This window comes from Thermobispora bispora DSM 43833 (assembly GCF_000092645.1).
In the GTDB taxonomy this organism is placed as follows: Bacteria; Actinomycetota; Actinomycetes; order Streptosporangiales; family Streptosporangiaceae; genus Thermobispora; species Thermobispora bispora.
In genome coordinates this window covers 2646154-2670366 of the sequence record NC_014165.1, presented here as the reverse complement: position 1 = coordinate 2670366, position 24213 = coordinate 2646154, and the positions used below count along the sequence as shown (strand labels likewise).

Genomic DNA, 24213 nt, shown 5'->3' with positions numbered 1-24213 from the left:
GGCGGCACGTATGTGGTTTGATGTGCCGTCGAACGCGGTGGGGTCATCCCGTCGAGGGTACGGTTAACGCCATATTCGGGTGACTCCTGCCCCATGCGGAATACCCACCGTGTTCCGAGTGGTTCTTCGTTAGTCCACGCGGGTACCCAATCCGTCGACTCAGGGTCCCTGCGGGCACAACAAGGGCCTCTCGTGCGTTATCTACGCGCGGTACACGCGCAGACCGATAGATGAGGGGGATGGAGTTATCAATGGCTACCGACTACGACAGCCCGCGCAAGGCCGACGACGACCTGGGCGAGGACAGCCTGCAGGAGCTGCAGGCACGGCGCGGGGATAAGGCCTCGGCCAGCATCGACCTCGACGAGAGCGAGCTGGCGGAGTCCCTTGAGCTGCCCGGTGCCGACCTGTCGAACGAGGAGCTGTCGCTCCGGGTGATCCCGCGGCAGGCGGACGAGTTCACCTGCTCGCGCTGCTTCCTCGTGCACCACCGGAGCCAGCTCGCCTCGGACGTGAACGGTCAGCAGATCTGCCGCGAGTGCGCCGCCTGAGCACGCTGCGGAGGGCCGTTGGCTGCAGAGGCGGATCGATCGCACGGCGCGATCGCGGATTTGATCGGCCGGCTCGTTTCTCATGAGGAGACGGACGGGGCCGAGCGGCGTCGGCTGCTCGGCCGCCTCAGCGACGCCCTGGCCGAGAACGCGCGGCACCTGCGCTCGCTCCGGGAGCGCGGACGCTGGCTGACCGACCTCTTCCTGGAGGTCGCCCGGCGCCTCCCGGTTCGGGACCGCGAGACGCTCATCCTGCACCACGGTGGGCTGACGGGCGAGCGGCTCGCCGACAGTCTCGTCCGCACCGCGGCGAACGCCACCGCGGTGGTGGGCGCGGTCGGAGGAGCCCTCGCCGCCGTGGAGCTGGCCGCGCCTCCCCTGCTGCTGTCCGCCCCTGCCCAGCTCGTGGCCGAGACCCTCGTGGTCGCCGCCATCGAGGTGAAGCTCATCGCCGAGCTCCACGAGGTGTACGGGCAGCCCGTCCCCGGCAACGGCGGCCGGCGGGCGGCCGCCTACGCCCTGGCCTGGGCCAAACGGCGCGGCGTCGACCCGCTCAACCCGGGATGGACCTCGGCCGCGCTCAACGGGGCGGCGAGGGACGCCCTGCGCCGCCGCCTGACCAGGCTGCTGGGCAGGCACCTGACCACCTTAGGTCCCTTCCTCACCGGCGCGGTCGCCGGCGGCACCCTCAACCGGGCGGCGACCAAGCAGCTCGCCGCGGCCGTACGGGCCGATCTGCGCGCGATCGCGAGCCGGTCCATGACCGCGCCCGCCGCGGCACCGGCGATGCCGCGCGGCTCCGGGCGCCGGCTCAGGCTCCTGCGGGCCGTGTCCTCACCGGCGGAGGCCCGGCCGTCCGCCGACGCCGCGGAGCAGGCCGCGGCCGCAGCGCGGCGATCCGCCGCGGCCGCGGACCAGCGACACGACACGCCGGATCAGCGACACAGTGATGGGATCGCCGCAGCTCGGCGGTCCATCGCGGCCGGGGATCGGAGCGCGGCCGCGGATCAGCCGCCCGCCGCGGCCGCCGACCGATGAGCAGGCCGCCGGGCACTTCATGAAGCCCGCCCGCGGGGCGGGGAAGAACCTCCTTCAGGGTCAGCCGATCGCCGGCCGCGGGGTACCGTGCCCCGCTCCCGCCGCCCGGCCCGAACCCCGGGTGGATACGGAGAGTAGCCGGCAGTCTTGCCGGAAAGACCTGTTTCGGGCGGATTAATTCCAACAGATCCGGTGTTACGCGGTTTTCACGCCGCCCCACTGGTGACGCACGGTGAAGCGCATGAGATGATCGTCCTACGCCGAACTTTGCATTTTATTGCTGGTTACGGCGTAGTTGGTGGCATTTTCGACTGGCGCCCAGGTTGACCCTGAAGGGGGCTTGATGCGCAGCACCAGCTCGTTTCTCGTCGTCGCTAACCGGCTGCCGGTCGACCGGGTGGGCGACCGGGAGTGGCGCCGCAGCCCCGGCGGCCTGGTCACGGCGATCGCCCCGGTCATGCAACGCCGCGACGGCGCGTGGCTCGGGTGGACGGGCGCGGCGGGGGAGGAACTCAAGCCGTTCGACCACGACGGGATGCACCTGATCCCGGTGCCCCTCTCGGCCCGGGAGGTGGAGCTCTACTACGAGGGCTTCTCGAACGCCACGCTCTGGCCCCTCTACCACGACGTCGTCGCGCCGCCCGTGTACTCACGCGTGTTCTGGGACGCCTACCGCGCGGTGAACGAGCGGTTCGCGCGGGCCGCGGCGGACGTGGCCGATCCGGGCGCCGTCGTCTGGATCCAGGACTACCACCTGCAGCTGGTGCCCATGATCCTGCGCCGGTTGCGGCCCGACCTGAAGATCGGCTTCTTCCTGCACATCCCGTTCCCGCCGATCGAGCTCTTCTGCCAGCTCCCGTGGCGGAGCGAGATCGTCGAAGGGCTGCTCGGCGCCGACCTCGTCGGCTTCCAGCGGCCGGGCGGGGCCTCCAACTTCCTCCGGCTCTGCCGGCGCCTCCTCGGGCTGCACACCCACCGCAACGAGATCTACGTCGACGGCCGCACCGTGCGGGTCGACGCCTTCCCGATCTCGGTGGACTTCGCGGAGTTCGATCAGCTCGCGCGCGATCCCCGGGTCCAGGACCGGGCGAAGGAGATCCGCGCCGAGCTGGGCGACCCGGAGCACGTCCTGCTCGGCGTCGACCGGCTCGACTACACCAAGGGTATCGGCCAGCGGCTCAAGGCGTTCGGCGAGCTGCTCGACGAGGGCGTCATCACCCCGGACGAGGCGGTGTTCGTCCAGGTGGCCACCCCGACGCGCGAGGGCGTCCCCGCGTACGCGCGCCTGCGCAACGAGATCGAGCTCCGGGTGGGCCGGATCAACGGCGAGCACGGCATGCTCGGCCGCCAGCCGATCTCCTACCTCCACCAGTCGTACGACCGGGAGGAGCTGGCCGCCCTCTACTGCGCGGCCGACGTCCTGGTGGTCACCCCGCTGCGCGACGGCATGAACCTGGTGGCGAAGGAGTACGTCTCCTGCCGCTTCGACCTGCGCGGCGCGCTGGTGCTGAGCGAGTTCGCCGGGGCGGCGGACGAGCTCAGGCAGGCCTTCCTCGTCAACCCGTACGACATCGAGGGCATGAAGCGGGCCATGCTCGCCGCGATGCGCGCCACCCCGCACGAGCTCGCCCGCCGGATGCGCTCGCTCCGGCGCCGCGTGGCCACCCACAACGTGGACAAGTGGGCGAACGACTTCCTCAGCGCGCTGGAGGAGCGTTAGGAGGAGGACTTGCTCGCCGCCGCCTCGCGCCACGACTGCCACTTCTTCGCCGCGGCACGGGTGGCGATGATCCGCGCGACCTCCATCCCCAGGCCCATCACCACCGCGTAGGCGATCGCCTCGCCAAGCCCGATCTCCGGGGAGTCAGCGCTCGCCGGGGGCTTCTTCCCGGTGACCCGCTCCCACGCGAACGCGAGCACCTTGCGCGAGGCGAATCCCACCACCAGGCCGACGAGCCCGCCGATCACCCGCCACTGCACGTCCGGCTTGGCCGCGCCCTTCGCCGGCGCCTCGGTCTTCCGGGAGCCCGGTGCGCCCGACCGAGCCCGTGCAACGTTCGCCATGATGCCTCCTCGGTGACGACCCTAGTGTGCCGCAACGGCTAGGTCGCGTACCCCATACCATGTGGAGGCATGACCGAACAGCGACGCGCCGCGACCATGCCTGAGAAGCCCACTCTCGATGGCTTGGAGGCGGTATGGGTAGCCCGCTGGGAGGCCGACGGAACGTACCGTTTCGACCGAACCCGTAACCGGGACGAGATCTACTCGATCGACACCCCGCCGCCCACGGTGTCCGGCTCCCTCCACGTCGGGCACGTCTTCTCCTATACGCACACGGACACGATCGCCCGCTATCAGCGGATGCGCGGGCGCGAGGTCTTCTACCCGATGGGCTGGGACGATAACGGCCTGCCCACGGAGCGCCGGGTACAGAACTACTTCGGCGTGCGGTGCGACCCCTCGCTGCCGTACGACCCCGACTTCAAGCCGCCGAGGCGCGGGGGCGGCGGCTCGGGGGAGCAGGTGCCGATCTCGCGCCGGAACTTCATCGAGCTGTGCGAGCAGCTCACCGCCGAGGACGAGAAGGCCTTCGAGGAGCTGTGGCGCCGCCTCGGGCTGTCGGTGGACTGGTCGCTCACCTACGCCACGATCGGCGACAACGCCCGCGCGGCCTCGCAGCGCGCCTTCCTGCGCAACCTCGCCCGGGGCGAGGCCTACCTCGCCGAGGCGCCCACGCTGTGGGACGTGACGTTCCGCACCGCGGTCGCCCAGGCGGAGCTCGAGGACCGGGAGTGGCCGGGCGCGTTCCACCGCATCGCATTCGAGCTGCCATCCGGCACGGGCGAGGGTGACCGGGTGTGGATCGATACGACCAGGCCGGAGCTGCTGCCCGCCTGCGTGGCGCTGGTGGCCCACCCCGACGACGAGCGTTACCAGCCGCTGTTCGGCAAGACCGCCCGTACCCCGATCTTCGGGGTCGAGGTGCCGATCCTCGCCCACCACCTCGCCGAGCCCGACAAGGGCACCGGCATCGTCATGGTCTGCACCTTCGGTGACGTCACCGACGTCACCTGGTGGCGCGAGCTCGACCTGCCCACCCGTCCGGTGATCGGCTGGGACGGCCGCCTGCTGCCCGAGCCGCCGGACGGCGTGCCGGCCGAGCCGTACCGGGAGCTGGCGGGCAAGACCGTGACGGCGGCGCGCGAGCGGATCGTCGAGATGCTGCGCGAGGCCGGGCTCATGGACGGCGAGCCGCGGCCGGTCCGGCGCCCGGTGAAGTTCTACGAGAAGGGCGACCGGCCCCTGGAGATCGTCACCACCCGGCAGTGGTACATCCGCAACGGCGGCCGCGACCCCGAGCTGCGCCGGCGCCTGCTCGAGCTGGGCCGCGAGCTCGAATGGCACCCGCCGCACATGCGGGTCCGGTACGAGAACTGGGTCGAGGGCCTCTCCGGCGACTGGCTGATCTCGCGCCAGCGGTTCTTCGGCGTGCCGATCCCGGTGTGGTACCCGCTGGACGACAAGGGCGACCCGATCTACGACAAGCCGATCACGCCGCCGGAGTCGGCGCTGCCGGTCGACCCGTCCACCGACGTGCCGCCCGGCTACACCGAGGACCAGCGCGGCAAGCCGAACGGCTTCATCGGCGATCCGGACGTCATGGACACCTGGGCGACCTCGTCGCTCACCCCGCAGATCGCCGGCGGCTGGGAGCGGGACGACGACCTGTTCAAGCGGGTCTTCCCCATGGACCTGCGGCCCCAGGCGCACGAGATCATCCGCACCTGGCTGTTCTCCACGGTGCTCCGTTCCCACCTGGAGCACGGCACCCTGCCGTGGAAGCACGCGGCCATCTCCGGCTGGATCCTCGATCCGGACCGGAAGAAGATGTCGAAGTCCAAGGGCAACGTGGTCACCCCCATGGCCCTGCTCGAGCAGTACGGCTCGGACGCGGTGCGCTACTGGGCGGCGAGCGGCCGTCCCGGCACCGACACCGCCTTCGACATCGGCCAGATCAAGATCGGACGCCGGCTGGCGATCAAGATCCTGAACGTCTCGAAGTTCGTGCTCGGCTTCCCGGCCAAGGGCGACCTCAAGGTCACCGAGCCGATCGACCGGTCGATGCTCGCCGGGCTCGCCGCGGTGGTCAAGGACGCCACCGAGGCCTTCGAGGGCTACGACTACACCCGGGCCCTGGAGCGGACCGAGCGGTTCTTCTGGTCGTTCTGCGACGACTACGTGGAGCTGGTCAAGGCCCGCGCCTACGCCGGCGACCCCTCGGCCGTGGCCGCGCTCCGCCGCGCGCTGGACGTGATGCTCCGCCTGTTCGCGCCGTTCCTGCCGTTCGTGACCGAGGAGGTCTGGTCGTGGTGGCGGGAGGGATCGGTGCACCGGGCGGCGTGGCCGACCCCCGAGGAGCTCGAGGCCGGCGACGGCGACCCCGCGGTGCTGGACGCCGTGGCCGAGGTGCTCCGCCACGTGCGCCGCACCAAGTCCGAGGCGAAGGTCTCCATGCGCGCCGAGGTCTCCCGGCTCGTCGTGACGGGCGAGACCGCGGACCTGATCCGCCAGGCCCAGGACGACCTGTGCGCCGCGGGCAACGTCGAGGAGTTCGTGCTCGAGCACGCGAACTCCCCGCTCACCGTGGTCACCACGCTCGCCGGCTGAACCGGGCCCGTTAGGCCGGACCGGGACAAAGCTCCGGTGCGCGCATCGCAAAGGCCGGACAGCCTTGCGATGGCGCACCGGGGTGCCGGGTAAAAGGAGTGCGCGCGACGCCCGCTACCGTGCCAGTCTGGACAGCGTGATCTCGAAGAACAGGCATCAACCAGAGGGCGTTCCATCGGTCCTGGTCACCATGGCCGCATGGAGCTGGCGGCTGCTGCTGCTCTGCGGGATGGTCTACCTGATCGCCTGGATCATCGGGCGGATCAGCATCGTGGTCCTGCCGGTGGCCATCGCCTTCCTGCTCACCGCGCTCCTCTACCCGCTGACCAAGCGGCTGCGCGATGCCGGTCTTCGGCCCATCTACGCGACGTGGATCACCATGCTGCTCGGCCTGGCGGTGATCGTCGGGGTCGGCTTCCTCATCGGCAACCGCGCCAACGAGGAGTTCCCCCGGCTGGTCGAGCAGCTCCAGCGCACCGCCGCCGAGGCCCAGCACTGGCTGCTCAACGGACCGCTCCAGCTGAAGCAGGCCCAGATCACCCACATCGTCGACGAGATCGGCAAGCAGCTCACCGAGCAGCGCAACGAGATCGTCAACACCGTGCTCACCGGGGCGACCGCGGTGCTCGAGGCGCTCGCCTCCTTCGTCCTGGTGGTGTTCGTGACGTTCTTCCTGCTGAAGGACGGCGACAAGATCTGGGCCTGGTTCCTCAAGGCGTTCGGCGACGCGGCGCCCCGGGTCGACCGGGCCGGGCGCGCCGCCTGGGTGACCATCTGCCACTACGTCCAGGGCACGGTGGCGATCGCGGCCATCCACGGCATCGTCATGGGGACCGTGCTCGCGGTCATGGGCGTGCCCCTGTGGGTGCCGCTCGCCGTGCTGATCTTCCTGGGCAGCTTCATCCCGATCATCGGCATCGTGGTCACCGGCGGGCTCGCCACCCTCGTCACGCTCGGGGCGCAGGGCTGGATCTCCGCGCTGGTCTTCCTCGCGATCCTCGTGGTCGAGCAGCAGCTCGAGAACCACCTGTTCCAGCCGCAGATCGTCGGCCGGGCCATCGACTTCCACCCGCTGGCGGTGATCCTCGTGCTCGCGGTCGGCGGTGTGATCGCCGGGATCCCCGGCGCCGCGGTGGCGGTGCCGCTCACCGCCGTCCTCTACCGGGCCCTGCCCGAGCTGTTCCGCGCGGAGCGGCCCGCGCCCCCGCCGGGCGTGCCGGCCGCGGCCCCGGCCGGCTCGCCCGCGGGTCCGTCCGCGGGCACGGCGCCCACCCCCGCCGCGCCCGCCACGCCGTCTCCGGAGCCCGGGGCCCCCGCGGAGCCCGCGCCACCGCGCGAACCCGGGGGCGATCAGGGCGCGGCGAACCGCGAACCGGAGTCCGGTGAGGCCGTCTCTCCCCAGCGCAAGGGGTAGGGTCGTGCCTTGTGAGTGAACGCAATCTTTCGGCGGTCGAGGCGGAGCGATGAGCGTCGAGGTACTGATCCGCCGGCTCGATCCCGGCCTCCCTCTCCCGTCCTACGCCCACCCGGGGGACGCCGGGGCCGACCTGTACGCCACCGAGGACGTCGAGCTGAAGCCGGGGGAGCGGGCGGTGGTCGGCACGGGGATCGCGATCGCGCTCCCCGACGGCTACGCCGCCTTCGTGCACCCCCGGTCCGGGCTCGCGGCGAAGCACGGTGTCACATTGGTGAACGCGCCCGGCACGATCGACGCCGGCTACCGCGGTGAGATCAAGGTGACCCTGATCAACACGGACCCCCGGGAGACGGTCCGGCTCAAGCGGGGCGACCGCATCGCGCAGCTCGTCATCCAGAGGGTGGAGAAGGCGGCATTCTACGAGGTAGAGCGGTTGCCCGGTTCGAGCCGCGGTGCGAACGGTTTCGGGTCCACCGGGGCCTGAGCCGGACCCACCGGCCGGGCGCCCGACGACATGGAGGAGTGTGAACGGATGCTGTTCCGACGCCGACGACGCGCGAAGCAGGAGGAGGCCGAGGCGACCCCGGTCGTCACCGAGGAGGAACCGGCCCCTCCGGCCCGGACCTCCGGACCCTGGGACGCCGATGACCCGTACCCCCAGGCGGACCGGATCGACCTGGGCGGCCTGCGCGTCCCCGTACGGCCCGGCTTCGAGATCCGGGTGAGCGTGACGGGCGATCAGATCGACGGCGCGCTCGTCCTGGTCAAGGACAGCATGCTCCACCTCCAGGCGATGGCCGCGCCGAAGCGGAGCGGGATCTGGGACGAGGTGCGCGCCGAGATCGCCCAAGAGGTCGAGAAGGCCGGCGGGAAGACCGAGGAGCAGGAGGGGCCGTTCGGCGTCGAGCTGGTCGCCTACATGCCCCAGCAGGAGGGCGAGCCGCAGCGGGTCCGCTACGCCGGGATCGACGGCCCGCGGTGGATGCTGCGCGCGATCATCACCGGCCGCGCGGCGGTCGATCCGGAGGCGGCCGAGGTCCTGGAGAGCGTGGTGCGCGACACCGTGGTCGTCCGGGGCGACGAGCCGATGCCGCCCAAGGAGCCGATCCTGCTCCGGCTGCCCGACCAGGCGCGCCAGCTCATCGACCAGAGCGGGCGGCAGGAGGACGAGCTCCGGCCGTTCGAGCGCGGTCCGGAGATCGCCGAGACCCGCTGACCGGGGAGCCCCGTCGATCCCTCACGTATGCTTCGGCTGAACATCGGTGTCCAGGAGACCAGGTGAGCGGACCCATGACCACGCGGGGGCCTGTCAGACGCGGTGGGCTGCGCGCCCTGCTCCACCGGTTGCTCGCCACCGAGGAGGAGCAGGACGCGGCCGAGCTACAGGAGGAGACCGGACGGCTCGGCGCCACCCTGATCGCCGCATGCGGCGACCGGCAGCGCACCCGGGTGGTCGGCGTCCTGCGCACCGTGACGCTGCGGCCGCGCGGCGGGGCGCCGGCCCTCGAGGCCGAGCTCTACGACGGCTCCGGGGTGATCGACCTCGTGTGGCTCGGCCGCCGCAAGATCGTCGGTATCGAGCCGGGACGGGCGCTGCAGGCCGAAGGCCTGGTGAGCGTGCAGGGCGACCGGAAGGTCATGTTCAATCCCCGCTATGAGCTTCGGCCCGCCGGGGAAGATGACGACTGACACACGGGAGGCCGGATGAGCGCAGCCGACACGACCGGCTCGGCCGCGGCGTACGAGACCGCCGAGGCGGCCGTGCGCGCCCACCTCGCCAAGGCGCTGGGGGGCAAGCGCGGGATCATCGAGGCGGCGGCGCCGACGATCGTCTTCACCCTGATGTGGCTCACCACGCACGACCTCAAGCTGTCGCTGATGGTGAGCATCGGCAGCACGGTCGCCCTGCTCCTGGTGCGGCTGGTGACGCGCAGCACCCCCCAGTACGTGCTCAACAGCCTCGTCGGGATCGGGATCGGCGCCCTGTTCGCCTCCCGCACCGGAGAGGCCAAGGACGTCTTCCTGCCCGGAATCCTGTACAACGCCGCCTACGCGGGCGGGATGCTGCTCTCGGTCGCCGTCCGGTGGCCGATCATGGGCTTCCTGATCGGCTCGGTGACCGGGGACCCGGTCGGGTGGCGGTCGGATCCGGGGATGGTGCGGCTGTGCAACCGGCTCACCTGGCTGCTGATCCTCCCGTGCCTGCTGCGGGTCGTGGTGCAGCTCCCGCTGTACTGGGCGGACCTGGTGGCCGCGCTCGGCCTGGCGAAGGTCGTGATGGGGTGGCCGCTCCAGGTCGCGGCCTTCGCCGGGATGGCCTGGCTGCTCGCCCGCGGCCGCACCCCGCTCAGCTCCGGGGTCGGACCGGCGACCTGACCCGGGAGACCCGGCGGCCTCATCCGGGCCGCCACGCCCTGCGGTCTGATCCGGGTCGCCACGTCCTGCGGCCTGATCCGGCGTGGCGGGTCCGATCGCTCGACAACCGGGCTCGCCAGGCCCGGTGGCCCGGTTCGGGCACGGTCGCCCAGGCCGCCCACCGACCCGGCCTCGTCTTCGGGTCCCGATCGAGGTCTGCCGGAGCCGGCGGTCTGGTCCGGTGTCCGGGTCTGATCACTCGATGGCCGGGCTTGCCAGAGCCGGCGGCCTGGTGCGGGCTCGGTCGCCCGGTCCGGCCCACCGTTTCGAGGGCGCCTTCGGGTCCCCGAACGAGATCTGCCGGAGCCGGCGGCCTCGACCCGGCGTGCCAGGCCGGCGGCGTGATCGGGGCTCGTACCTCAAGGCCGGCAGGCCGGTCCGGGGCGTGCCGGTCCGGCGGCCCGTTACCGGGCGCCCGGCCGTGCCGCCGCGTGGTCCACCACGGGCACGGATCGCCACGGCCGCGGTGCCGTACCACGGCCGGGGGACGTCCCGCCCGGGCCGGTCAGCGGCCGGAGAGCAGGCGCGCGAGACGCTCCTCCACGTCCTGGTTCGCCACGAACAGCAGCTCGTCCCCGGCCTCCAGCGGCGTGTCCGTGGTGGGCACCATGACCCGCCCGTCGCGCAGGATCGCGACGAGCGCGGCGTCCTCCGGCCAGGGCACCGAGCCGGCCGGCTTGCCGACCACCGGGGCGTTGTCGGCGAGGGTGAGCTCCACCAGGTTGGCCTGGCCCTGCCGGAAGGTCATCAGGCGGACCAGGTCGCCCACGCTCACCGCCTCCTCGACCAGCGCGGAGAGCAGGCGCGGGGTGGAGACCGCGACGTCGACGCCCCACGACTCGTTGAACAGCCACTCGTTCTTCGGGTGGTTGATCCGGGCCACCACCCGCGGCACGCCGTACTCGGTCTTGGCGAGCAGCGAGACCACCAGGTTGACCTTGTCGTCACCGGTGGCGGCGACGACGACGTGGCAGGTGTTCAGGCCCGCCTCGTCGAGCGAGGAGATCTCGCACGCATCGGCGAGGAGCCATTCGGCCTGCGGGACGCTGTCGATCTTGATGGCCTTGGGGTCGTTGTCGATCAGCAGGACCTCGTGGCCGTTCTCCAGCAGCTCGGCCGCGATGGACCGGCCGACCGCGCCGGCACCGGCGATCGCGACGCGCATGACTACTCCTCTTCTGACGGTGGGCCGGACAGCACCTTGCTGATGTGCTCCATCTCGCGCTCCGCCGCGACCACGTGGAGCACGTCGCCGTCCTGCAGCAGGGTGCCGGGCTTGGGGACGATCGCCTCGCCGATCCGGTTGAGGAAGGCGACCCGCGCCCCGGTGGCCGCCTCGACGTCCTTGACGCGCACGCCGACCCAGCCGGGGTGGAAGCTCACCTCGGCCAGGACCACCGTGCCGGTCGGGTCACGCCACAGCGGCTCGGCGCCGTCCGGCATGAGCCGCCGCAGGATCTGATCGGCGGTCCACCGCACGGTGGCGACGGTCGGGATCCCCAGCCGCTGGTACACCTCGGCCCGGCGGGGGTCGTAGATACGGGCGACCACGTTGTCGACGCCGAACATCTCCCGCGCCACCCGCGCGGAGATGATGTTGGAGTTGTCGCCGCTGCTGACGGCGACGAAGGCGGCGGCCGACTGGATGCCCGCCTCGATGAGCACGTCCCGGTCGAACCCGATGCCGGTGACCCGGCGTCCCTGGAAGCCGGGGCGGAGCCGGCGAAAGGCCTGCGGGTCCCGGTCGATGATGGCGACCGAATGTCCGTTGTCTTCGAGAATGTGGGCGAGGGTCGAGCCGACCCGCCCGCATCCCATGATCACTACGTGCATCGTCCCCCGCCGGTCGATAGGCGTGGTCTTCTACCGCCCAGTATGTCCCGGTCTCCCGGATTCCGTATCAGGTGGTCGCTCCTCGCGGGCACATGGCACGCGGGCATTAGGCTCGTCTGGCGTGTGGAAGATTACCCACCTTGTCAAGCGGCTGTTGGTCGGCCGGGCACTGCGCAGCACCCAGCTCCACCATCAGCTGCTCCCTAAGCGGGTGGCGTTGCCGATATTCGCCAGCGACGCCCTCTCCTCGGTGGCGTACGCGCCCCAGGAGATATTGATCGTTCTGTCGATCGGCGGTGTCGGCTTCTACGCCTACGGCCCGTGGGTGGCCGCCGCGGTCGTCCTCGTCATGGCCACGGTGGTCGCCTCCTACCGGCAGAACGTGTACGCCTACCCGAGCGGCGGCGGCGACTACGAGGTGGTGACCACGAACCTCGGCACCAACCCGGGGCTGATCGTCGCGAGCGCGCTGATCGTCGACTACGTGCTCACGGTCGCCGTCTCGGTCTCCAACGGCGTCGACTACGTGGCCGCGATGCTCCCCTTCGTGGCCGCGCACCGCCCGGCGGTGGCGATCGCGATCGTCGCGTTCCTCATGATCATCAACCTGCGCGGGCTCCGGGAGTCCGGGATCGCCTTCGCCATCCCCACGTACGCCTTCATGGCCGCGGTCCTCGGCATGATCGGGTGGGGCCTGGTCCGGCTGTTCGCGTTCGGTGACGAGCTGCGGGCGCCGACCGCCGATTACACGATCGTCGCCCAGCACGCCGACCTGGCCGGGCTGGCGGCCGCGCTCGTGATCCTCCGCGCCTTCTCGTCCGGGTGCGCGGCGCTGACCGGCGTCGAGGCGATCAGCAACGGGGTTCCCGCCTTCCGAAAGCCGAAGAGCAGGAACGCCGCGATCACCCTGCTGCTGATGGGGCTGCTCTCCATCACCATGTTCAGCGGGCTCATCTTCCTCGCCCTGCGCTCCGGGGTGAAGCTCACCGAGCCCTCCCACGTCGCGCACAACGTCCTCATCAACGGTGTGCCGGCCGGTCCCGAGTACTACCAGCAGCCGATCATCGCCCAGGTCGCGGCGGCGGTGTTCGCCGGGGGCTCGCCGGCCTTCATCGTCATCTCCGCGGTCACCGCGCTCATCCTGTTCCTCGCCGCCAACACCGCGTTCAACGGCTTCCCCGTGCTCGGGTCGGTCCTCGCGCAGAGCCGCTACATGCCGCGGCAGCTCCACACCCGCGGGGACCGCCTCGCCTTCAGCAACGGCATCCTCCTGCTCGCCGCAGGGGCGATCACGCTCATCTGGACGTTCGACGCCGACGTGAGCAAGCTGATCAACCTCTACATCGTCGGCGTGTTCGTGGCGTTCACCTTCAGCCAGACCGGCATGGTCCGCCACTGGAACCGCCTCCTCGCCGCGGAGACCGACCCCCGGATGCGGCGCCGCCTCATGCGCTCGCGGGCGCTCAGCGCGTTCGGCGCGGTGCTGACCGGGATCGTCCTGGCCATCGTGCTGGCCTCGAAGTTCGTCCACGGCGCCTACATCGTCTGCATCGCGGTACCGCTGCTCTTCCTGCTCATGAAGGGCATCCGGCGCCACTACGACCTGGTGGCCGAGGAGCTCGCGCTCGCCGCGGAGGGCGAGCCGGAGGAGGGGTTGCTCCCCGCGCGCAACCACGCGATCGTGCTCGTCTCCCAGCTCCACAAGCCGACCCTGCGCGCGCTCGCCTACGCCCGGGCGACCCGGCCGTCCAGCCTCGAGGCGGTCACCGTGGCCGTGGACCCGGAGGAGGCCGCCCGGCTGCGGGAGGAGTGGGACGCCCGCGGCATCCCCGTGCCGCTGAAGATCCTCGACTCGCCGTATCGTGAGATCACCGGTCCGGTGCTCGACTATGTGAAGTCACTCCGCCGGCGGTCCCCCAGGGACGTGGTGACCGTCTTCATTCCCGAGTACGTGGTCGGCCGGTGGTGGGAGCACCTCCTGCACAACCAGAGCGCGCTCCGGCTCAAAGCGCGGCTGCTGTTCAAGCCCGGTGTCATGGTGACGAGCGTGCCCTGGCAGCTCATATCCTCCAAGCGGCGGGAGGACCGGCGGGACGAGCTGGCCGGCTGGGTGATCGGTCGCCGCCGTGGCCGGGAGCCGGAGACGGACCGGCACGTGGAGGCGTGATCGAGGACGGGCCGGTGCACAGTGCCGGACGGGAAGGAGGCCGCCGTGCCGATTGAGCTCAAGGTGGAGAAGGTCGCCAACGGCGGCTGGTGCGTCGGGCGGCACGAGGGCCGCGTGGTGTTCGTCCGGCACGCCCTGCCGGGGGAGCGCGTGCTCGCCGAGGTGACCGAGGAGACCGCGCGGTTCCTGCGCGCGGACGCCGTCGAGATCCTGGACCCCTCACCCGACCGGGTCACCCCACCCTGCCCGTTCAGCGGCCCGGGCCGCTGCGGCGGCTGCGACTGGCAGCACGCCTCGCTCGCGGCCCAGCGCCGGCTCAAGGCCGAGGTCGTGTCCGAGCAGCTCCGGCGGCTCGCGGGGATCGACCGCGCGGTGGAGGTCGAGGAGGTGCCGGGCGCGAGCGGCGGCCTCGGCTGGCGGACCCGCGTCCGGTTCGCCGCGGGCCCCGACGGCCGGCTCGGGCTGCGCCGCCACCGGTCGCACGAGATCGAGTACGTCGGCTCCTGCCCGATCGCCCACCCCGGCGTCGAGGAGGTCGGCGCCGAGGCCCGGCGCTGGCCCGGTGCGGACACGGTGGAGGTGGCCGTCTCCTCCGGCGGCGACCGCGCCGTGATCATCCGCCCCCGGCGGCGGGTGACCGTCCCGGAGGTGGACGCGTCCGTGCTCCTCGACCAGGGCAGGCGGGGAGTCCGGGTGCTCACGGGGAGCCCTTCGCTGACAGAGCGCGCCGGCGACCGGGAGTTCCGGGTGACCGGCAGCGGGTTCTGGCAGATCCATCCCGGCGCTCCGGAGACCCTGCTCCGGACGGTGCTCGAGCTCGGGCGGCCCGCGCCGGGGGAGCGGGCGCTCGACCTGTACTGCGGGGCCGGGCTGTTCGCCGCCGGGCTCGGCGAGGCCGTGGGCCCGGAGGGGAGCGTCCTCGGGATCGAGTCGGACCCGCAGGCCGTACGGGACGCCCGGTGGAACCTCCGCGACCTGCCGAACACGAGGATCGAACGGGGCAGGGTGGAGGAGGCGCTCGGCGCGGCGGCGCGCGCCGACCTGGTGGTCGCCGACCCGCCGCGGACCGGGCTGGGACGCGAGGTGGTGGAGCGGATCGCCGGGCTCGGGCCGTCCCGGTTCGTGTACGTCTCCTGCGACCCGGCGACCATGTCCCGGGACATCGCCTGGCTCACCCCGCACGGGTACGAGCTGGCGGAGCTGCGCGCGTTCGACCAGTACCCGATGACCCACCACGTGGAGTGCGTGGCGCTGCTGGTCAGACGGTGAGCGCAGGGCCCCGCGCGTCAGGGGCGTGGGGCCTGGTGATCACTGGTGCTGAGCCGACGGACGCCGCGCCCCGCGCGTCAGAGGGGTGGGCGGACCTCACGCGCCAAGGGCGCGGGCAGGTCCCACCCGGCAGGGCCTCGGGCAGGTCCCGCGCGGCAGGGACGCGGGCGGGCGCCGCGGGTCAGGGACGCGGCGCGGTGGTCAGCGCGAAGCCGAGCTGGCAGTAGAGCTCGAGCTGGTCGAAGTAGTCCCGATCGGTGATGATCTTCCCGTGCTCGATGGCGCACGCGCACGACCCGCGGACCGTGATGCGCCGCCCGGTCGCCTCCACCACCTCACCGTTCGGCAGGAGGAGCGGGCCCATGTGCGTGCCGGTCATGGTGTACTCCGTGACCGCCGGATCGTCGCACGGCGCCTTGTACCACGCCGTGTAGCACAGGTCCGGGAAGCTCTTGAAGAGGTGCTCGAAGTGCCAGGAGATCTGCTGGTGCCCTTCCATCACGCCCACCGGGCTCACGTACACCGCGTCGGGCGCGTAGCAGTCGAGCACCCGGTACAGGTCGTGGTCGTTGATGGCGAGGAACAGGAGGTCCTTGAGCTCTCGAGCGGATGGCATAGGCCATCCCTCCCTCTGGTGGTACCCCGCTCGGCCCGCGGGGCTAAGGAACTCGGGTCGTGCCTCCCACGGTAGCAACGGATTCGCCCTGGTCATCCCGGGCCGGTCCGGGCCCGGCGAGCACCCGGACCGTCTCATCGCCCGGCCGCGCCCCACCGGTGGAGAGCCAGCCGAGGCCGGTCCGGGCACGGAAGACCGCGAGCCGCCGCGCCTGCAGCGGGCCGAGGTCCGCGGGGGAGTCGAGGACCGGGGTGAGGCCCATCCGGCGCCATAGCGCCCGGCCCGTGACGCCGAGGACCGCGGCGAGCTGCCGGTGGGCCGACCGGGCGGCCGTCAGCAGCCGGGTGAGGCCGCCGGGCCGCAGGGGAACGAGCAGGTCGACGCCGTCGATCGTCACCCCCGACGCCCGGGCGGTGCGGAGCATGGCCAGGTCGGTCTGGGCCAGGCCGCGCTCGGTGGCGGGAAGGGTGAAGGTCACCCGCAGCGGGCGGCCCCGGTCGCGCGCCTCCCGCTGGAGCAGCGCGATCGCGGCCGATCTCCGCCGGGAGGCGGCCGGATCGGAGGGGTCGTTGATCTCGAAGTCGATGCCGGTGGGACGGAGGGCGTCGATCACCTGCCGGTAGGCGGCGGTGAGGCGCTCCTGGTCCGGGCAGGCGGCCGAGAGCTCCGGCCCGCCCGGCCCGCCGAACACCGGCCAGGCGTGCCGGCCGTCCGCCCGGAGCCGCGCGGCGATCCCGGCGACCCTGCCGGTCACCGCGCCGGCGCGCGCGGACGGCACCCCGGCCCAGCGCGCCGTGCACCCGTCCGGCCCCGCGATGAGGTGCCCGAGCACGAACCAGCGGACGCCGGCCGTCCGCGCCGTGCCGGACGGGTCGGGCACCGGGCCGTCGGACACGCGGAGGAAGGCCCGGTAGCGGGGCATGGCCGGCCCGGACGCGGGCCGCTGCCGGGCGGCGCTCGGCGTGGCCGACGGGGCACGTGGCTGCTGCTTCGCCTCGCCCTCCGGCTGGACCGGTCCGGGCAGCAGCCAGAGCGCCACCCCGGTCCCCACGGCGAGCGCCACAGCGCCGAGGCGCACCAGGGCGCGGGGCGGGTTGCCCGTCTCCTCCGTCGGCCGTGCCGCCTCCACCGCTCATCACCCCGGGTGGTGCCGTGATCACTTTACGTACCGGCGAACTGCACTGTACCAACGGATTCATCGCCGATCGGGATAATGAGCATGTGAAGTTAAGAATCTTTACCGAGCCGCAGCAGGGGGCCACGTACGACGACCTGCTCCGGGTCGCCCAGGCCGCGGAGCGGCTGGGCTTCGACGGGTTCTTCCGCTCAGACCACTACGTCCGGATCGGCCCGGGTGACCCTGGGCCTGGCTCCACGGACGCGTGGGTGACGCTCGCCGGGCTCGCCCGGGAGACGTCGCGGATCCGGCTCGGAGTCCTGGTCACCGCGAGCACGTTCCGCTTCCCGGGCCCGCTCGCGGTCTCGGTCGCCCAGGTCGACCAGATGAGCGGCGGGCGGGTCGAGTTCGGCCTCGGGGCCGCGTGGTACGAAGAGGAGCACCTCGCGTACGGCATCCCGTTCCCGCCGATGAAGGAGCGGTTCGAGCGGCTGGAGGAGCAGCTCGAGATCATCACCGGGCTGTGGACGGCGACCGGGACGTTCTCGTATGAGGGGAAGTACTACCGGCTGGTGGACTCCCCGGCCCTGCCGAAGCCGGTGCAGCGCCCGCGGCCGCCGGTCATCCTCGGCGGTTGGGGCACGCGGCGGGGGCCCCGGCTCGCGGCGCGGTTCGCCGACGAGTTCAACGCGCCGTTCCGGACGCCGGACGAGACCAAGGTGATCTTCGATCGGGTGCGGGAGGCGTGCGAGGAGGCCGGGCGCGAGTCGATCCGGCTCTCCGCGGCGCAGGTCGTCTGCGCCGGGCGGGACGAGGCGGAGATCGCCCGCCGGGCCGCGGCGATCGGCCGCGAGGTGGACGAGCTCCGGGTGAACGGGCTCGCCGGTACGCCCCAGGAGATCGTGGACAAGATCGGCCGCTTCGCCGAGCTCGGCGCGGAGCGGATCTACCTGCAGGTGCTCGACCTCACCGACCTGGAACACCTGGAGCTCCTGGCGGCCGAGGTGCTGCCGCACGTCTGATCGCCCGGAATCCACGCGTGACGGCCCGGGACCGTACGTCCGCGGGCCCACGGAACACGTCCGCGCGCCCAGGGAAGGGGCCGGGCGCCCGGCGGCCTGCTCCCCGCCCACCGAGGGGCGGCGCGGGCGGGTGAGGCCGGGGCGATGGCCCGCCGGCGCGGTGCCGCCGATGCCGATCGGCACCGGCCCGGGCGCCGCCGGACCCGCCGATCCCGGGCTTCGCACCGCGGAGGCCTCCGCTTCCACCGGCGGCCTCCGCGTTCAGGTACGGGAGCGCCGGACCGGGCGCACGGCCCGGTCCGGCGGGTGCGGAATGGCGCGTCGCCGGTCACCGGCGCCGGTGGCGGTGGCCGGTCGCGTGGTGGATGACCGCGACCGCAGTCCCGGCCAGGCAGGCGATCAGGAGCAGGCGGAACCCGACCCAGAGCAGCCACGGCAAGAAGAACGCCATGGCCGCGATCACCAGCACCAGGGGGACGATCCCGGTCGGCCTCCTGATCCCGGGCGCCGCCCTCCGCCACCCCATGACCGCCGGGTGCGGCCGCCAGGCGAGCCCGCCGTACGGCCCGGGCCATGCGAAGCCGGGGTGGGCGTGGGCGTGCCGTACGGGGCGGCAGTGCAGGGTTGGCCGGTGGCGCGGCCCGTGCGGGTGGTGGGGGTGACCGGGGCCGGACGGACCGGTCAGGTCGGCCGTGATCGCGCGCAGCTCTCCGGCGGTGCGGGCGGAGAGCGCCGCGGTCAGCCGCTCGTCGAGCTCGTCCCGGCCGATGCGGCCCTCCGCGTACGCCTCCTGGAGCAGCTCGGCCACCGCGTCCCGTTCCCGGTCGCCGATCCGCATCTCGTCCGGGTTCACCATCGGATCACTCCTCGTCGTCTCCCTCGGCGAGGATCTGGTAGAGCTTGCGGCGGGTCTCGGTGAGCACCTGCTTGGCCCGGGCGAGCTGCCCCGGGCTGCCGCCGTTGACGATCTGCACCAGGGCCGTGGCGGCCTGGCGGGCGAGGTTGAACAGCTCGGCCACGTCCTCGCCGATGTCCGGCCGCATGTCCTCCCAGGGAGCCCGCAGCTCGTCGCGGTGCTCCGCGACGTAGGCGCGGCCGGCCTCGGTGAGCCGGAAGGTCTTCTTGCCCTCCGACTCCTCCGCGATCACCAGCCCTTCGTCCGCGAGCTGCTGGAGCGCCGGGTAGACCGCGCCGGGGCTGGGCTGCCAGCCGCCCTGGCTGCGTTCGGTGATCTCCTGGATGATCTGGTAGCCGTTGCGGGGCTCCTCGGCGAGGAGCGCGAGGATCGCCGCGCGGACGTCCCCGCGCTTGGCCTTCCGGCCTCCGGTGAACCCCCACGTGCCGAACTTGAACCCGCCCCAGAACGGGGAGAACGGCCCGCCCCAGCCGTGCCCATGCCCGTGACCGTGCCGGCGGGGCGCGCTCCGGTGCCGCCGCTCACCGTGTCCCTGGAACAGCTCGTACCACCACATGCCAGTTGCCCCTTGCGATCCGTTCCACCGTGCGTGTCCGTTCGCCGTGCAGCACGATCCCACGTACTGTCGGCGAGCTGTACGAGATACCTCAAAGATATATCGCGATACCTTCGCGTGGGCAATCATTTCCGGTGCCGGGTGACTCCTCCGGTGTGGCCGCGCCGGGACGGCGGCTGAGGCGGCATGGCCGGCACCGCCCTGGGGTGGGGCCCGCGTCGTGCCGCCCTGCGAAGGGGCCCGCGTCGCGTCCGGCGCCGGTCCGGCCCGGCCGGCACGATCGAGCGGACGCGGCGGGAGGTGCCGTCGGCCCCTGCCGCCCGCCCTCACCAGGAGCAATGCGAGCCGGGCCGCATGTGACGGAGGTCACGTGATCTTGATGTGCTGATCCGGGAACACCGCCGGCGCGCCGTTCGTTGATCATGCGAGACGGGGCCGGTCCCTTTGAGAGGGCTGGGGGGTGCTCTCGGGACCGGCCCGTCTTTCGTTCTCTCCCGGCCTCGCCCGGCGGGCGCGGCTTCCGCAAGCCGGACGCCGGCCCGTCCTCCGGGCAGGGCGCGGCGGGTGCTCTCGCGCGCCGCGCCGGGGCGGGGGCTCCGCGCGTGGCGTGGCCGCCCTTCGCCGGGCGCCCGTTCTCCGCTGGGAAGCCGGACGCCTCGTCCTCGGGCGGGAAGCGGCCTCCCCGGGCGAACGCGACCACGTCCTGCGGGGGGGGCAGACGCGGCCCTGTCACCGTGGGGAAGATGCGGCCCCGGCGGCTTTGCCGTACAGTCTCAAGGCGTGATCTTGAGATGATGGGCCACTCGCACGCCCTCAGCGGGGCGGCGGTCTGGCTCGCCGCCGCGCCCGCCCTCGCCGCGCTGCCCGAGACCCTCGGCCGGCCGGAGCTCGCCGCGGTCACCGGCTCGATCACCTCACCGCCCGAGCTGATCGCCGGGGCGGTGGTCTGCGCCGGGGCGGCGATGCTCCCCGACCTCGACCACCCCAACAGCACGATCGCGCAGACCTTCGGCCCGGTGACCTGGGCGCTGAGCAAGGGGCTGAACGCGGTCAGCGGGGGCCACCGGAACATGACCCACTCGCTCTTCTTCTCCGTGCTCTGCGGCGTGGGCGCGTACCTGCTCGCCGCCCACCAGCCGATCGGGCGCGACGTGCTGGTCATCCTGATGATTGGCCTGGCGTTACGGGCGGTCGGGATTGGGGTGCCCCGCAAGACGATCACGTCGGCGGTGATGAACGCGGTGCTCACCGCCGGGATCTTCGTCGCGTTCACCGGGCTGGGGGTCGGCTACGCGTGGCTCGGGCTCGCCGTGGGCATCGGATGCCTGGCCCACGTGCTCGGCGACTGCCTGACCGAGCGCGGGTGCCCGGTGCTGTGGCCCATCCGCGGGCGGTGGCTGCTGCCGTTCGATATCGGGTTCAAAACGGGGAAGACCTTCGAGAGGCGGTTCCTCGGGCCGGCGCTCGCGATCACCGTGCTGGTGCTGGCGTACGTGCGCCTGATGCCCGTCTGAGCTTGCGCATACCGGAAGTTCGCTCGTCTTTGCCGCCGGGCCGGACGGCGGGCAAGGTGCCGCCGTTGATAGCTTGATGTCGAGATATCTTGGTAGATATCTTGATATCGAGATATATTGCCGGCCGCACCGATGGAGCGCCCCTACCGGCCGGGGCGTTCCGCGCGTGCGGCAGGATGCATACGCGAATCAAATGGTGAAGCCGGATACTGGGGAGGCGAATGGTGTCCGCGAACAGCTTCGGCAGCCGTGACACGCTACGCGTCGGTGACGCGACATATGAGATCTATCGGCTGGACGCCGTCGAGGGGTCGGCGCGCCTCCCGTACAGCCTGAAGATCCTGCTGGAGAACCTGCTCCGCACCGAGGACGGCGCCAACGTCACGGCCGACCACATCCGCGCCCTGGCGAACTGGGACCCGCAGGCCGAGCCGAGCGTGGAGATCCAGTTCACCCCGGCCCGGGTGATCATGCAGGACTTCACCGGTGTGCCCTGCATCGTGGACCTCGCGACCATGCGCGAGGCCATGCGGGACCTCGGCGGTGACCCCGCGAAGATCAACCCGCTCGCCCCGGCCGAGCTCGTGATCGACCACTCGGTGATCGTCGACTTCTTCGGCCGGTCCGACGCCTTCCAGCGCAACGTCGAGCGGGAGTACGAGCGCAACCGCGAGCGGTACCAGTTCCTGCGCTGGGGCCAGACCGCGTTCGACCAGTTCAAGGTCGTCCCGCCGGGCACCGGCATCGTCCACCAGGTGAACATCGAGCACCTGGCCCGGGTCGTGATGACCCGCGACGGCAAGGCCTACCCCGACACCTGCGTCGGCACCGACTCCCACACCACCATGGAGAACGGCATCGGCGTCCTCGGCTGGGGCGTGGGCGGCATCGAGGCCGAGGCCGCCATGCTCGGCCAGCCGATCTCGATGCTGATCCCGCGGGTGGTCGGCTTCAAGCTCACCGGCAAGCTCCCCGCCGGCGCCACCGCCACCGACCTGGTGCTCACGATCACCGAGATCCTCCGCAAGCACGGGGTGGTCGGGAAGTTCGTCGAGTTCTACGGCGAGGGCGTCGCCAGCATCCCGGTGCCGAACCGGGCCACGATCGGCAACATGAGCCCCGAGTTCGGCTCGACCTGCGCGATCTTCCCGATCGACCAGCAGACCATCGACTACCTCCGGCTCACCGGCCGGTCGGCCGAGCAGATCGCCCTGATCGAGGCGTACGCCAAGGAGCAGGGGCTGTGGCTCGACCCGTCCGCCCCCGAGCCGGTCTTCTCCGAGTACCTCGAGCTCGACCTCGGCACCGTGGTCCCGTCCATCGCCGGCCCGAAGCGGCCGCAGGACCGCATCCCGCTCTCCGACGCCAAGTCCGCCTGGCGGGCGGCCGTCCGGGACTACGTGCCGGGCGACAGCGTCCAGGGGCCCACCGACGAGGCGTCCGCCGAGTCGTTCCCGGCCTCCGACTCCCCGGCCATCTCGCACGGCGGCAGCGGTGACCGGCCGCACCCGGCCAAGCTCGACGGCGGCCGCCCGCACCGGCCGACCAAGGTCACCCTCTCCGACGGCACGACCTTCGAGCTCGACCACGGCGCCGTGGTGATCGCCGCGATCACCTCGTGCACCAACACCTCCAACCCGTACGTCATGCTCGGGGCGGCCCTGCTCGCCAAGAACGCGGTCGACAAGGGCCTCACCCGCAAGCCGTGGGTGAAGACCTCCCTGGCGCCGGGCTCGCAGGTGGTCACCGGGTACTTCGAGCGGTCCGGCCTCCAGCCGTACCTCGACAAGCTCGGCTTCAACCTGGTCGGCTACGGGTGCACCACCTGCATCGGCAACTCCGGGCCGCTCGACCCGGAGATCTCCGCGGCGATCCAGTCCGCCGACCTCGCGGTCACGGCCGTGCTCTCCGGCAACCGCAACTTCGAGGGCCGGATCAACCCGGACGTGAAGATGAACTACCTGGCCTCGCCGCCGCTGGTGGTGGCGTACGCGCTCGCCGGGACGATGGACATCGACTTCGAGAACGAGCCGATCGGCACCGGGAGCGACGGCAAGCCGGTGTACCTCCGGGACATCTGGCCCACGCCGGAGCAGATCTCCGCCGTGGTCTCCGAGTCGATCTCCCAGGACCTGTTCGTCCGGGACTACGCGGACGTCTTCAAGGGCGACGAGCGCTGGCAGTCCCTGCCGGTCCCGACCGGTGACACCTTCTCCTGGGACCCGGACTCCACGTACGTGCGCAAGGCGCCGTACTTCGACGGCATGCCCGCGGAGCCGGAGCCGGTGTCGGACATCCGGGGCGCCCGCGTGCTCGCGCTGCTCGGCGACTCGGTCACCACGGACCACATCTCCCCGGCCGGTGCGATCAAGCCCGACTCGCCGGCCGGCCGCTACCTGCAGGAGCACGGGGTCGCGGTCAAGGACTTCAACTCGTACGGCTCCCGCCGGGGCAACCACGAGGTGATGATCCGCGGCACCTTCGCCAACATCCGGCTGCGCAACCGGCTCCTCGACGGGGTGGAGGGCGGCTACACCCGCGACTTCACCCGGGGCGGCGAGCAGACGACCATCTACGAGGCCGCGATGAACTACAAGGCGGCCGGCGTCCCGCTCATCGTGCTCGCCGGCAAGGAGTACGGCTCCGGCTCGTCCCGGGACTGGGCGGCGAAGGGCACGGCCCTGCTCGGCGTCCGCGCGGTGATCGCCGAGTCGTTCGAGCGGATCCACCGCTCGAACCTGATCGGCATGGGCGTGCTCCCGCTGCAGTTCCAGGAGGGCGACTCCGTGGAGTCGCTCGGCCTGACCGGTGAGGAGACCTTCGACATCATCGGCATCGAGCAGCTCAACTCCGGGACCACGCCGCGCACGGTCACGGTCCGGGCCGGGGACAAGGAGTTCCAGGCCATCGTGCGGATCGACACGCCCGGCGAGGCGGAGTACTACCGCCACGGCGGCATCATGCAGTACGTGCTGCGCAACCTGCTCGCCAAGAGCAAGAGCTGAGCGGGTTCGCGCCGTGGACGTGCCCCGGGCCGGCCGGCACCCGTCCGGCCGGCCCGGGCCGTCCGGGTACGGCCGGGCCGTACGGTCCGGATACGGGCGGGGTCGC

The 24213-nt window shown here is 72.1% G+C and carries 21 protein-coding genes; 14 read left to right on the top strand and 7 right to left on the bottom strand.

The window, feature by feature from the left end; translation table 11 throughout:
* Positions 1-251: 251 nt before the first annotated feature.
* The 3 genes from TBIS_RS11380 (at position 252) to TBIS_RS11370 (ending at position 3309) form a co-directional block, all read left to right on the top strand.
* Entirely contained in the window at positions 252-551 is a 300-nt protein-coding gene (locus TBIS_RS11380) for a DUF4193 domain-containing protein (RefSeq protein WP_013132539.1), read from the top strand.
* Positions 552-569: 18 nt separating this feature from the next.
* Entirely contained in the window at positions 570-1589 is a 1020-nt protein-coding gene (locus TBIS_RS11375) for a hypothetical protein (RefSeq protein WP_013132538.1), read from the top strand.
* Between the two features lie 343 nt (positions 1590-1932).
* Positions 1933-3309, top strand: a complete 1377-nt coding sequence (locus TBIS_RS11370) for an alpha,alpha-trehalose-phosphate synthase (UDP-forming) (protein WP_013132537.1) — start codon at positions 1933-1935, stop codon at positions 3307-3309.
* Here the strand turns inward: TBIS_RS11370 and TBIS_RS11365 are convergent.
* Positions 3306-3653, bottom strand: coding sequence for a DUF4235 domain-containing protein (locus TBIS_RS11365; protein ID WP_013132536.1), 348 nt, complete (start codon positions 3651-3653; stop codon positions 3306-3308). The genes TBIS_RS11370 and TBIS_RS11365 overlap by 4 nt on opposite strands.
* A 69-nt stretch (positions 3654-3722) precedes the next feature.
* Between TBIS_RS11365 and valS the strand changes: the two genes are divergently transcribed.
* The 6 genes from valS (at position 3723) to TBIS_RS11335 (ending at position 10053) form a co-directional block, all read left to right on the top strand.
* Positions 3723-6260: a valine--tRNA ligase gene (gene valS / locus TBIS_RS11360; protein WP_041431497.1), complete on the top strand. Its 2538-nt coding sequence runs from the start codon at positions 3723-3725 to the stop codon at positions 6258-6260.
* A 136-nt stretch (positions 6261-6396) separates the two neighbouring features.
* Entirely contained in the window at positions 6397-7674 is a 1278-nt protein-coding gene (locus TBIS_RS11355) for an AI-2E family transporter (protein ID WP_242384264.1), read from the top strand.
* A 49-nt stretch (positions 7675-7723) separates the two neighbouring features.
* The gene (gene dut, locus TBIS_RS11350; RefSeq protein WP_013132533.1) at positions 7724-8161 is read left to right on the top strand and encodes a dUTP diphosphatase; all 438 of its coding nucleotides are present in this window, start codon (positions 7724-7726) and stop codon (positions 8159-8161) included.
* 48 nt (positions 8162-8209) lie between these two features.
* The gene (locus tag TBIS_RS11345) at positions 8210-8893 is read left to right on the top strand and encodes a DUF3710 domain-containing protein (RefSeq protein WP_013132532.1); all 684 of its coding nucleotides are present in this window, start codon (positions 8210-8212) and stop codon (positions 8891-8893) included.
* 62 nt (positions 8894-8955) lie between these two features.
* Positions 8956-9366: an OB-fold nucleic acid binding domain-containing protein gene (locus TBIS_RS11340; protein ID WP_013132531.1), complete on the top strand. Its 411-nt coding sequence runs from the start codon at positions 8956-8958 to the stop codon at positions 9364-9366.
* Positions 9367-9381: 15 nt separating this feature from the next.
* Positions 9382-10053 carry a DUF3159 domain-containing protein gene (locus tag TBIS_RS11335; RefSeq protein WP_013132530.1) on the top strand — a complete coding sequence of 224 codons (672 nt, stop codon included), beginning with the start codon at positions 9382-9384 and terminating at the stop codon, positions 10051-10053.
* Positions 10054-10597: 544 nt separating this feature from the next.
* On the opposite strand, the gene TBIS_RS11330 is transcribed toward TBIS_RS11335, so the two are convergent.
* Positions 10598-11257 (bottom strand): potassium channel family protein, encoded by a 660-nt coding sequence (locus TBIS_RS11330; protein WP_013132529.1) that lies wholly within the window; start codon positions 11255-11257, stop codon positions 10598-10600.
* Between the two features lie 2 nt (positions 11258-11259).
* Complete coding sequence (locus tag TBIS_RS11325; protein ID WP_013132528.1) at positions 11260-11925, bottom strand: potassium channel family protein; 666 nt, start codon at positions 11923-11925, stop codon at positions 11260-11262.
* 121 nt (positions 11926-12046) lie between these two features.
* Here TBIS_RS11325 and TBIS_RS11320 point away from each other — a divergent pair, with 121 nt between their 5' ends.
* Positions 12047-14092: an APC family permease gene (locus tag TBIS_RS11320; RefSeq protein ID WP_013132527.1), complete on the top strand. Its 2046-nt coding sequence runs from the start codon at positions 12047-12049 to the stop codon at positions 14090-14092.
* 45 nt (positions 14093-14137) lie between these two features.
* A complete protein-coding gene (locus TBIS_RS11315; protein WP_013132526.1) occupies positions 14138-15361 on the top strand; it encodes a class I SAM-dependent RNA methyltransferase in 1224 nt (407 codons plus the stop codon).
* Positions 15362-15542: 181 nt separating this feature from the next.
* Here the strand turns inward: TBIS_RS11315 and TBIS_RS11310 are convergent, their stop codons facing one another.
* Together TBIS_RS11310 and TBIS_RS18215 are read right to left on the bottom strand one after the other, a co-directional pair.
* Positions 15543-15977: an ester cyclase gene (locus TBIS_RS11310; protein WP_013132525.1), complete on the bottom strand. Its 435-nt coding sequence runs from the start codon at positions 15975-15977 to the stop codon at positions 15543-15545.
* A 43-nt stretch (positions 15978-16020) separates the two neighbouring features.
* The gene (locus TBIS_RS18215; RefSeq protein WP_013132524.1) at positions 16021-17106 is read right to left on the bottom strand and encodes a hypothetical protein; all 1086 of its coding nucleotides are present in this window, start codon (positions 17104-17106) and stop codon (positions 16021-16023) included.
* 92 nt (positions 17107-17198) lie between these two features.
* On the opposite strand from TBIS_RS18215, the gene TBIS_RS11300 reads away from it, so the two are divergent.
* Positions 17199-18116: an LLM class F420-dependent oxidoreductase gene (locus tag TBIS_RS11300; protein ID WP_013132523.1), complete on the top strand. Its 918-nt coding sequence runs from the start codon at positions 17199-17201 to the stop codon at positions 18114-18116.
* A gap of 328 nt (positions 18117-18444) precedes the next feature.
* On the opposite strand, the gene TBIS_RS19120 is transcribed toward TBIS_RS11300, so the two are convergent.
* Positions 18445-18972, bottom strand: coding sequence for a DUF1707 SHOCT-like domain-containing protein (locus TBIS_RS19120; protein ID WP_013132522.1), 528 nt, complete (start codon positions 18970-18972; stop codon positions 18445-18447).
* A 4-nt stretch (positions 18973-18976) separates the two neighbouring features.
* The gene (locus TBIS_RS11290) at positions 18977-19588 is read right to left on the bottom strand and encodes a PadR family transcriptional regulator (RefSeq protein WP_013132521.1); all 612 of its coding nucleotides are present in this window, start codon (positions 19586-19588) and stop codon (positions 18977-18979) included.
* Positions 19589-20382: 794 nt separating this feature from the next.
* On the opposite strand from TBIS_RS11290, the gene TBIS_RS11285 reads away from it, so the two are divergent.
* Together TBIS_RS11285 and TBIS_RS11280 are read left to right on the top strand one after the other, a co-directional pair.
* Positions 20383-21102 carry a metal-dependent hydrolase gene (locus tag TBIS_RS11285; protein WP_241019679.1) on the top strand — a complete coding sequence of 240 codons (720 nt, stop codon included), beginning with the start codon at positions 20383-20385 and terminating at the stop codon, positions 21100-21102.
* Positions 21103-21326: 224 nt separating this feature from the next.
* Positions 21327-24107: an aconitate hydratase gene (locus tag TBIS_RS11280; protein WP_013132519.1), complete on the top strand. Its 2781-nt coding sequence runs from the start codon at positions 21327-21329 to the stop codon at positions 24105-24107.
* The last annotated feature ends 106 nt before the right edge of the window (positions 24108-24213 follow it).

What these genes read in the sequence shown, in the direction of transcription:
- TBIS_RS11310 (WP_013132525.1), bottom strand. Translation starts at nt 15,977, where the DNA reads ATGCCATCCGCTCGAGAGCTCAAGGACCTCCTGTTCCTCGCCATCAAC.
- TBIS_RS11290 (WP_013132521.1), bottom strand. Translation starts at nt 19,588, where the DNA reads ATGTGGTGGTACGAGCTGTTCCAGGGACACGGTGAGCGGCGGCACCGG.
- TBIS_RS19120 (WP_013132522.1), bottom strand. Translation starts at nt 18,972, where the DNA reads ATGGTGAACCCGGACGAGATGCGGATCGGCGACCGGGAACGGGACGCG.
- TBIS_RS11370 (WP_013132537.1), top strand. Translation starts at nt 1,933, where the DNA reads ATGCGCAGCACCAGCTCGTTTCTCGTCGTCGCTAACCGGCTGCCGGTC.
- TBIS_RS11330 (WP_013132529.1), bottom strand. Translation starts at nt 11,257, where the DNA reads ATGCGCGTCGCGATCGCCGGTGCCGGCGCGGTCGGCCGGTCCATCGCG.
- TBIS_RS11335 (WP_013132530.1), top strand. Translation starts at nt 9,382, where the DNA reads ATGAGCGCAGCCGACACGACCGGCTCGGCCGCGGCGTACGAGACCGCC.
- TBIS_RS11325 (WP_013132528.1), bottom strand. Translation starts at nt 11,925, where the DNA reads ATGCACGTAGTGATCATGGGATGCGGGCGGGTCGGCTCGACCCTCGCC.
- TBIS_RS11345 (WP_013132532.1), top strand. Translation starts at nt 8,210, where the DNA reads ATGCTGTTCCGACGCCGACGACGCGCGAAGCAGGAGGAGGCCGAGGCG.
- dut (WP_013132533.1), top strand. Translation starts at nt 7,724, where the DNA reads ATGAGCGTCGAGGTACTGATCCGCCGGCTCGATCCCGGCCTCCCTCTC.
- valS (WP_041431497.1), top strand. Translation starts at nt 3,723, where the DNA reads ATGACCGAACAGCGACGCGCCGCGACCATGCCTGAGAAGCCCACTCTC.
- TBIS_RS11380 (WP_013132539.1), top strand. Translation starts at nt 252, where the DNA reads ATGGCTACCGACTACGACAGCCCGCGCAAGGCCGACGACGACCTGGGC.
- TBIS_RS11285 (WP_241019679.1), top strand. Translation starts at nt 20,383, where the DNA reads ATGGGCCACTCGCACGCCCTCAGCGGGGCGGCGGTCTGGCTCGCCGCC.
- TBIS_RS11365 (WP_013132536.1), bottom strand. Translation starts at nt 3,653, where the DNA reads ATGGCGAACGTTGCACGGGCTCGGTCGGGCGCACCGGGCTCCCGGAAG.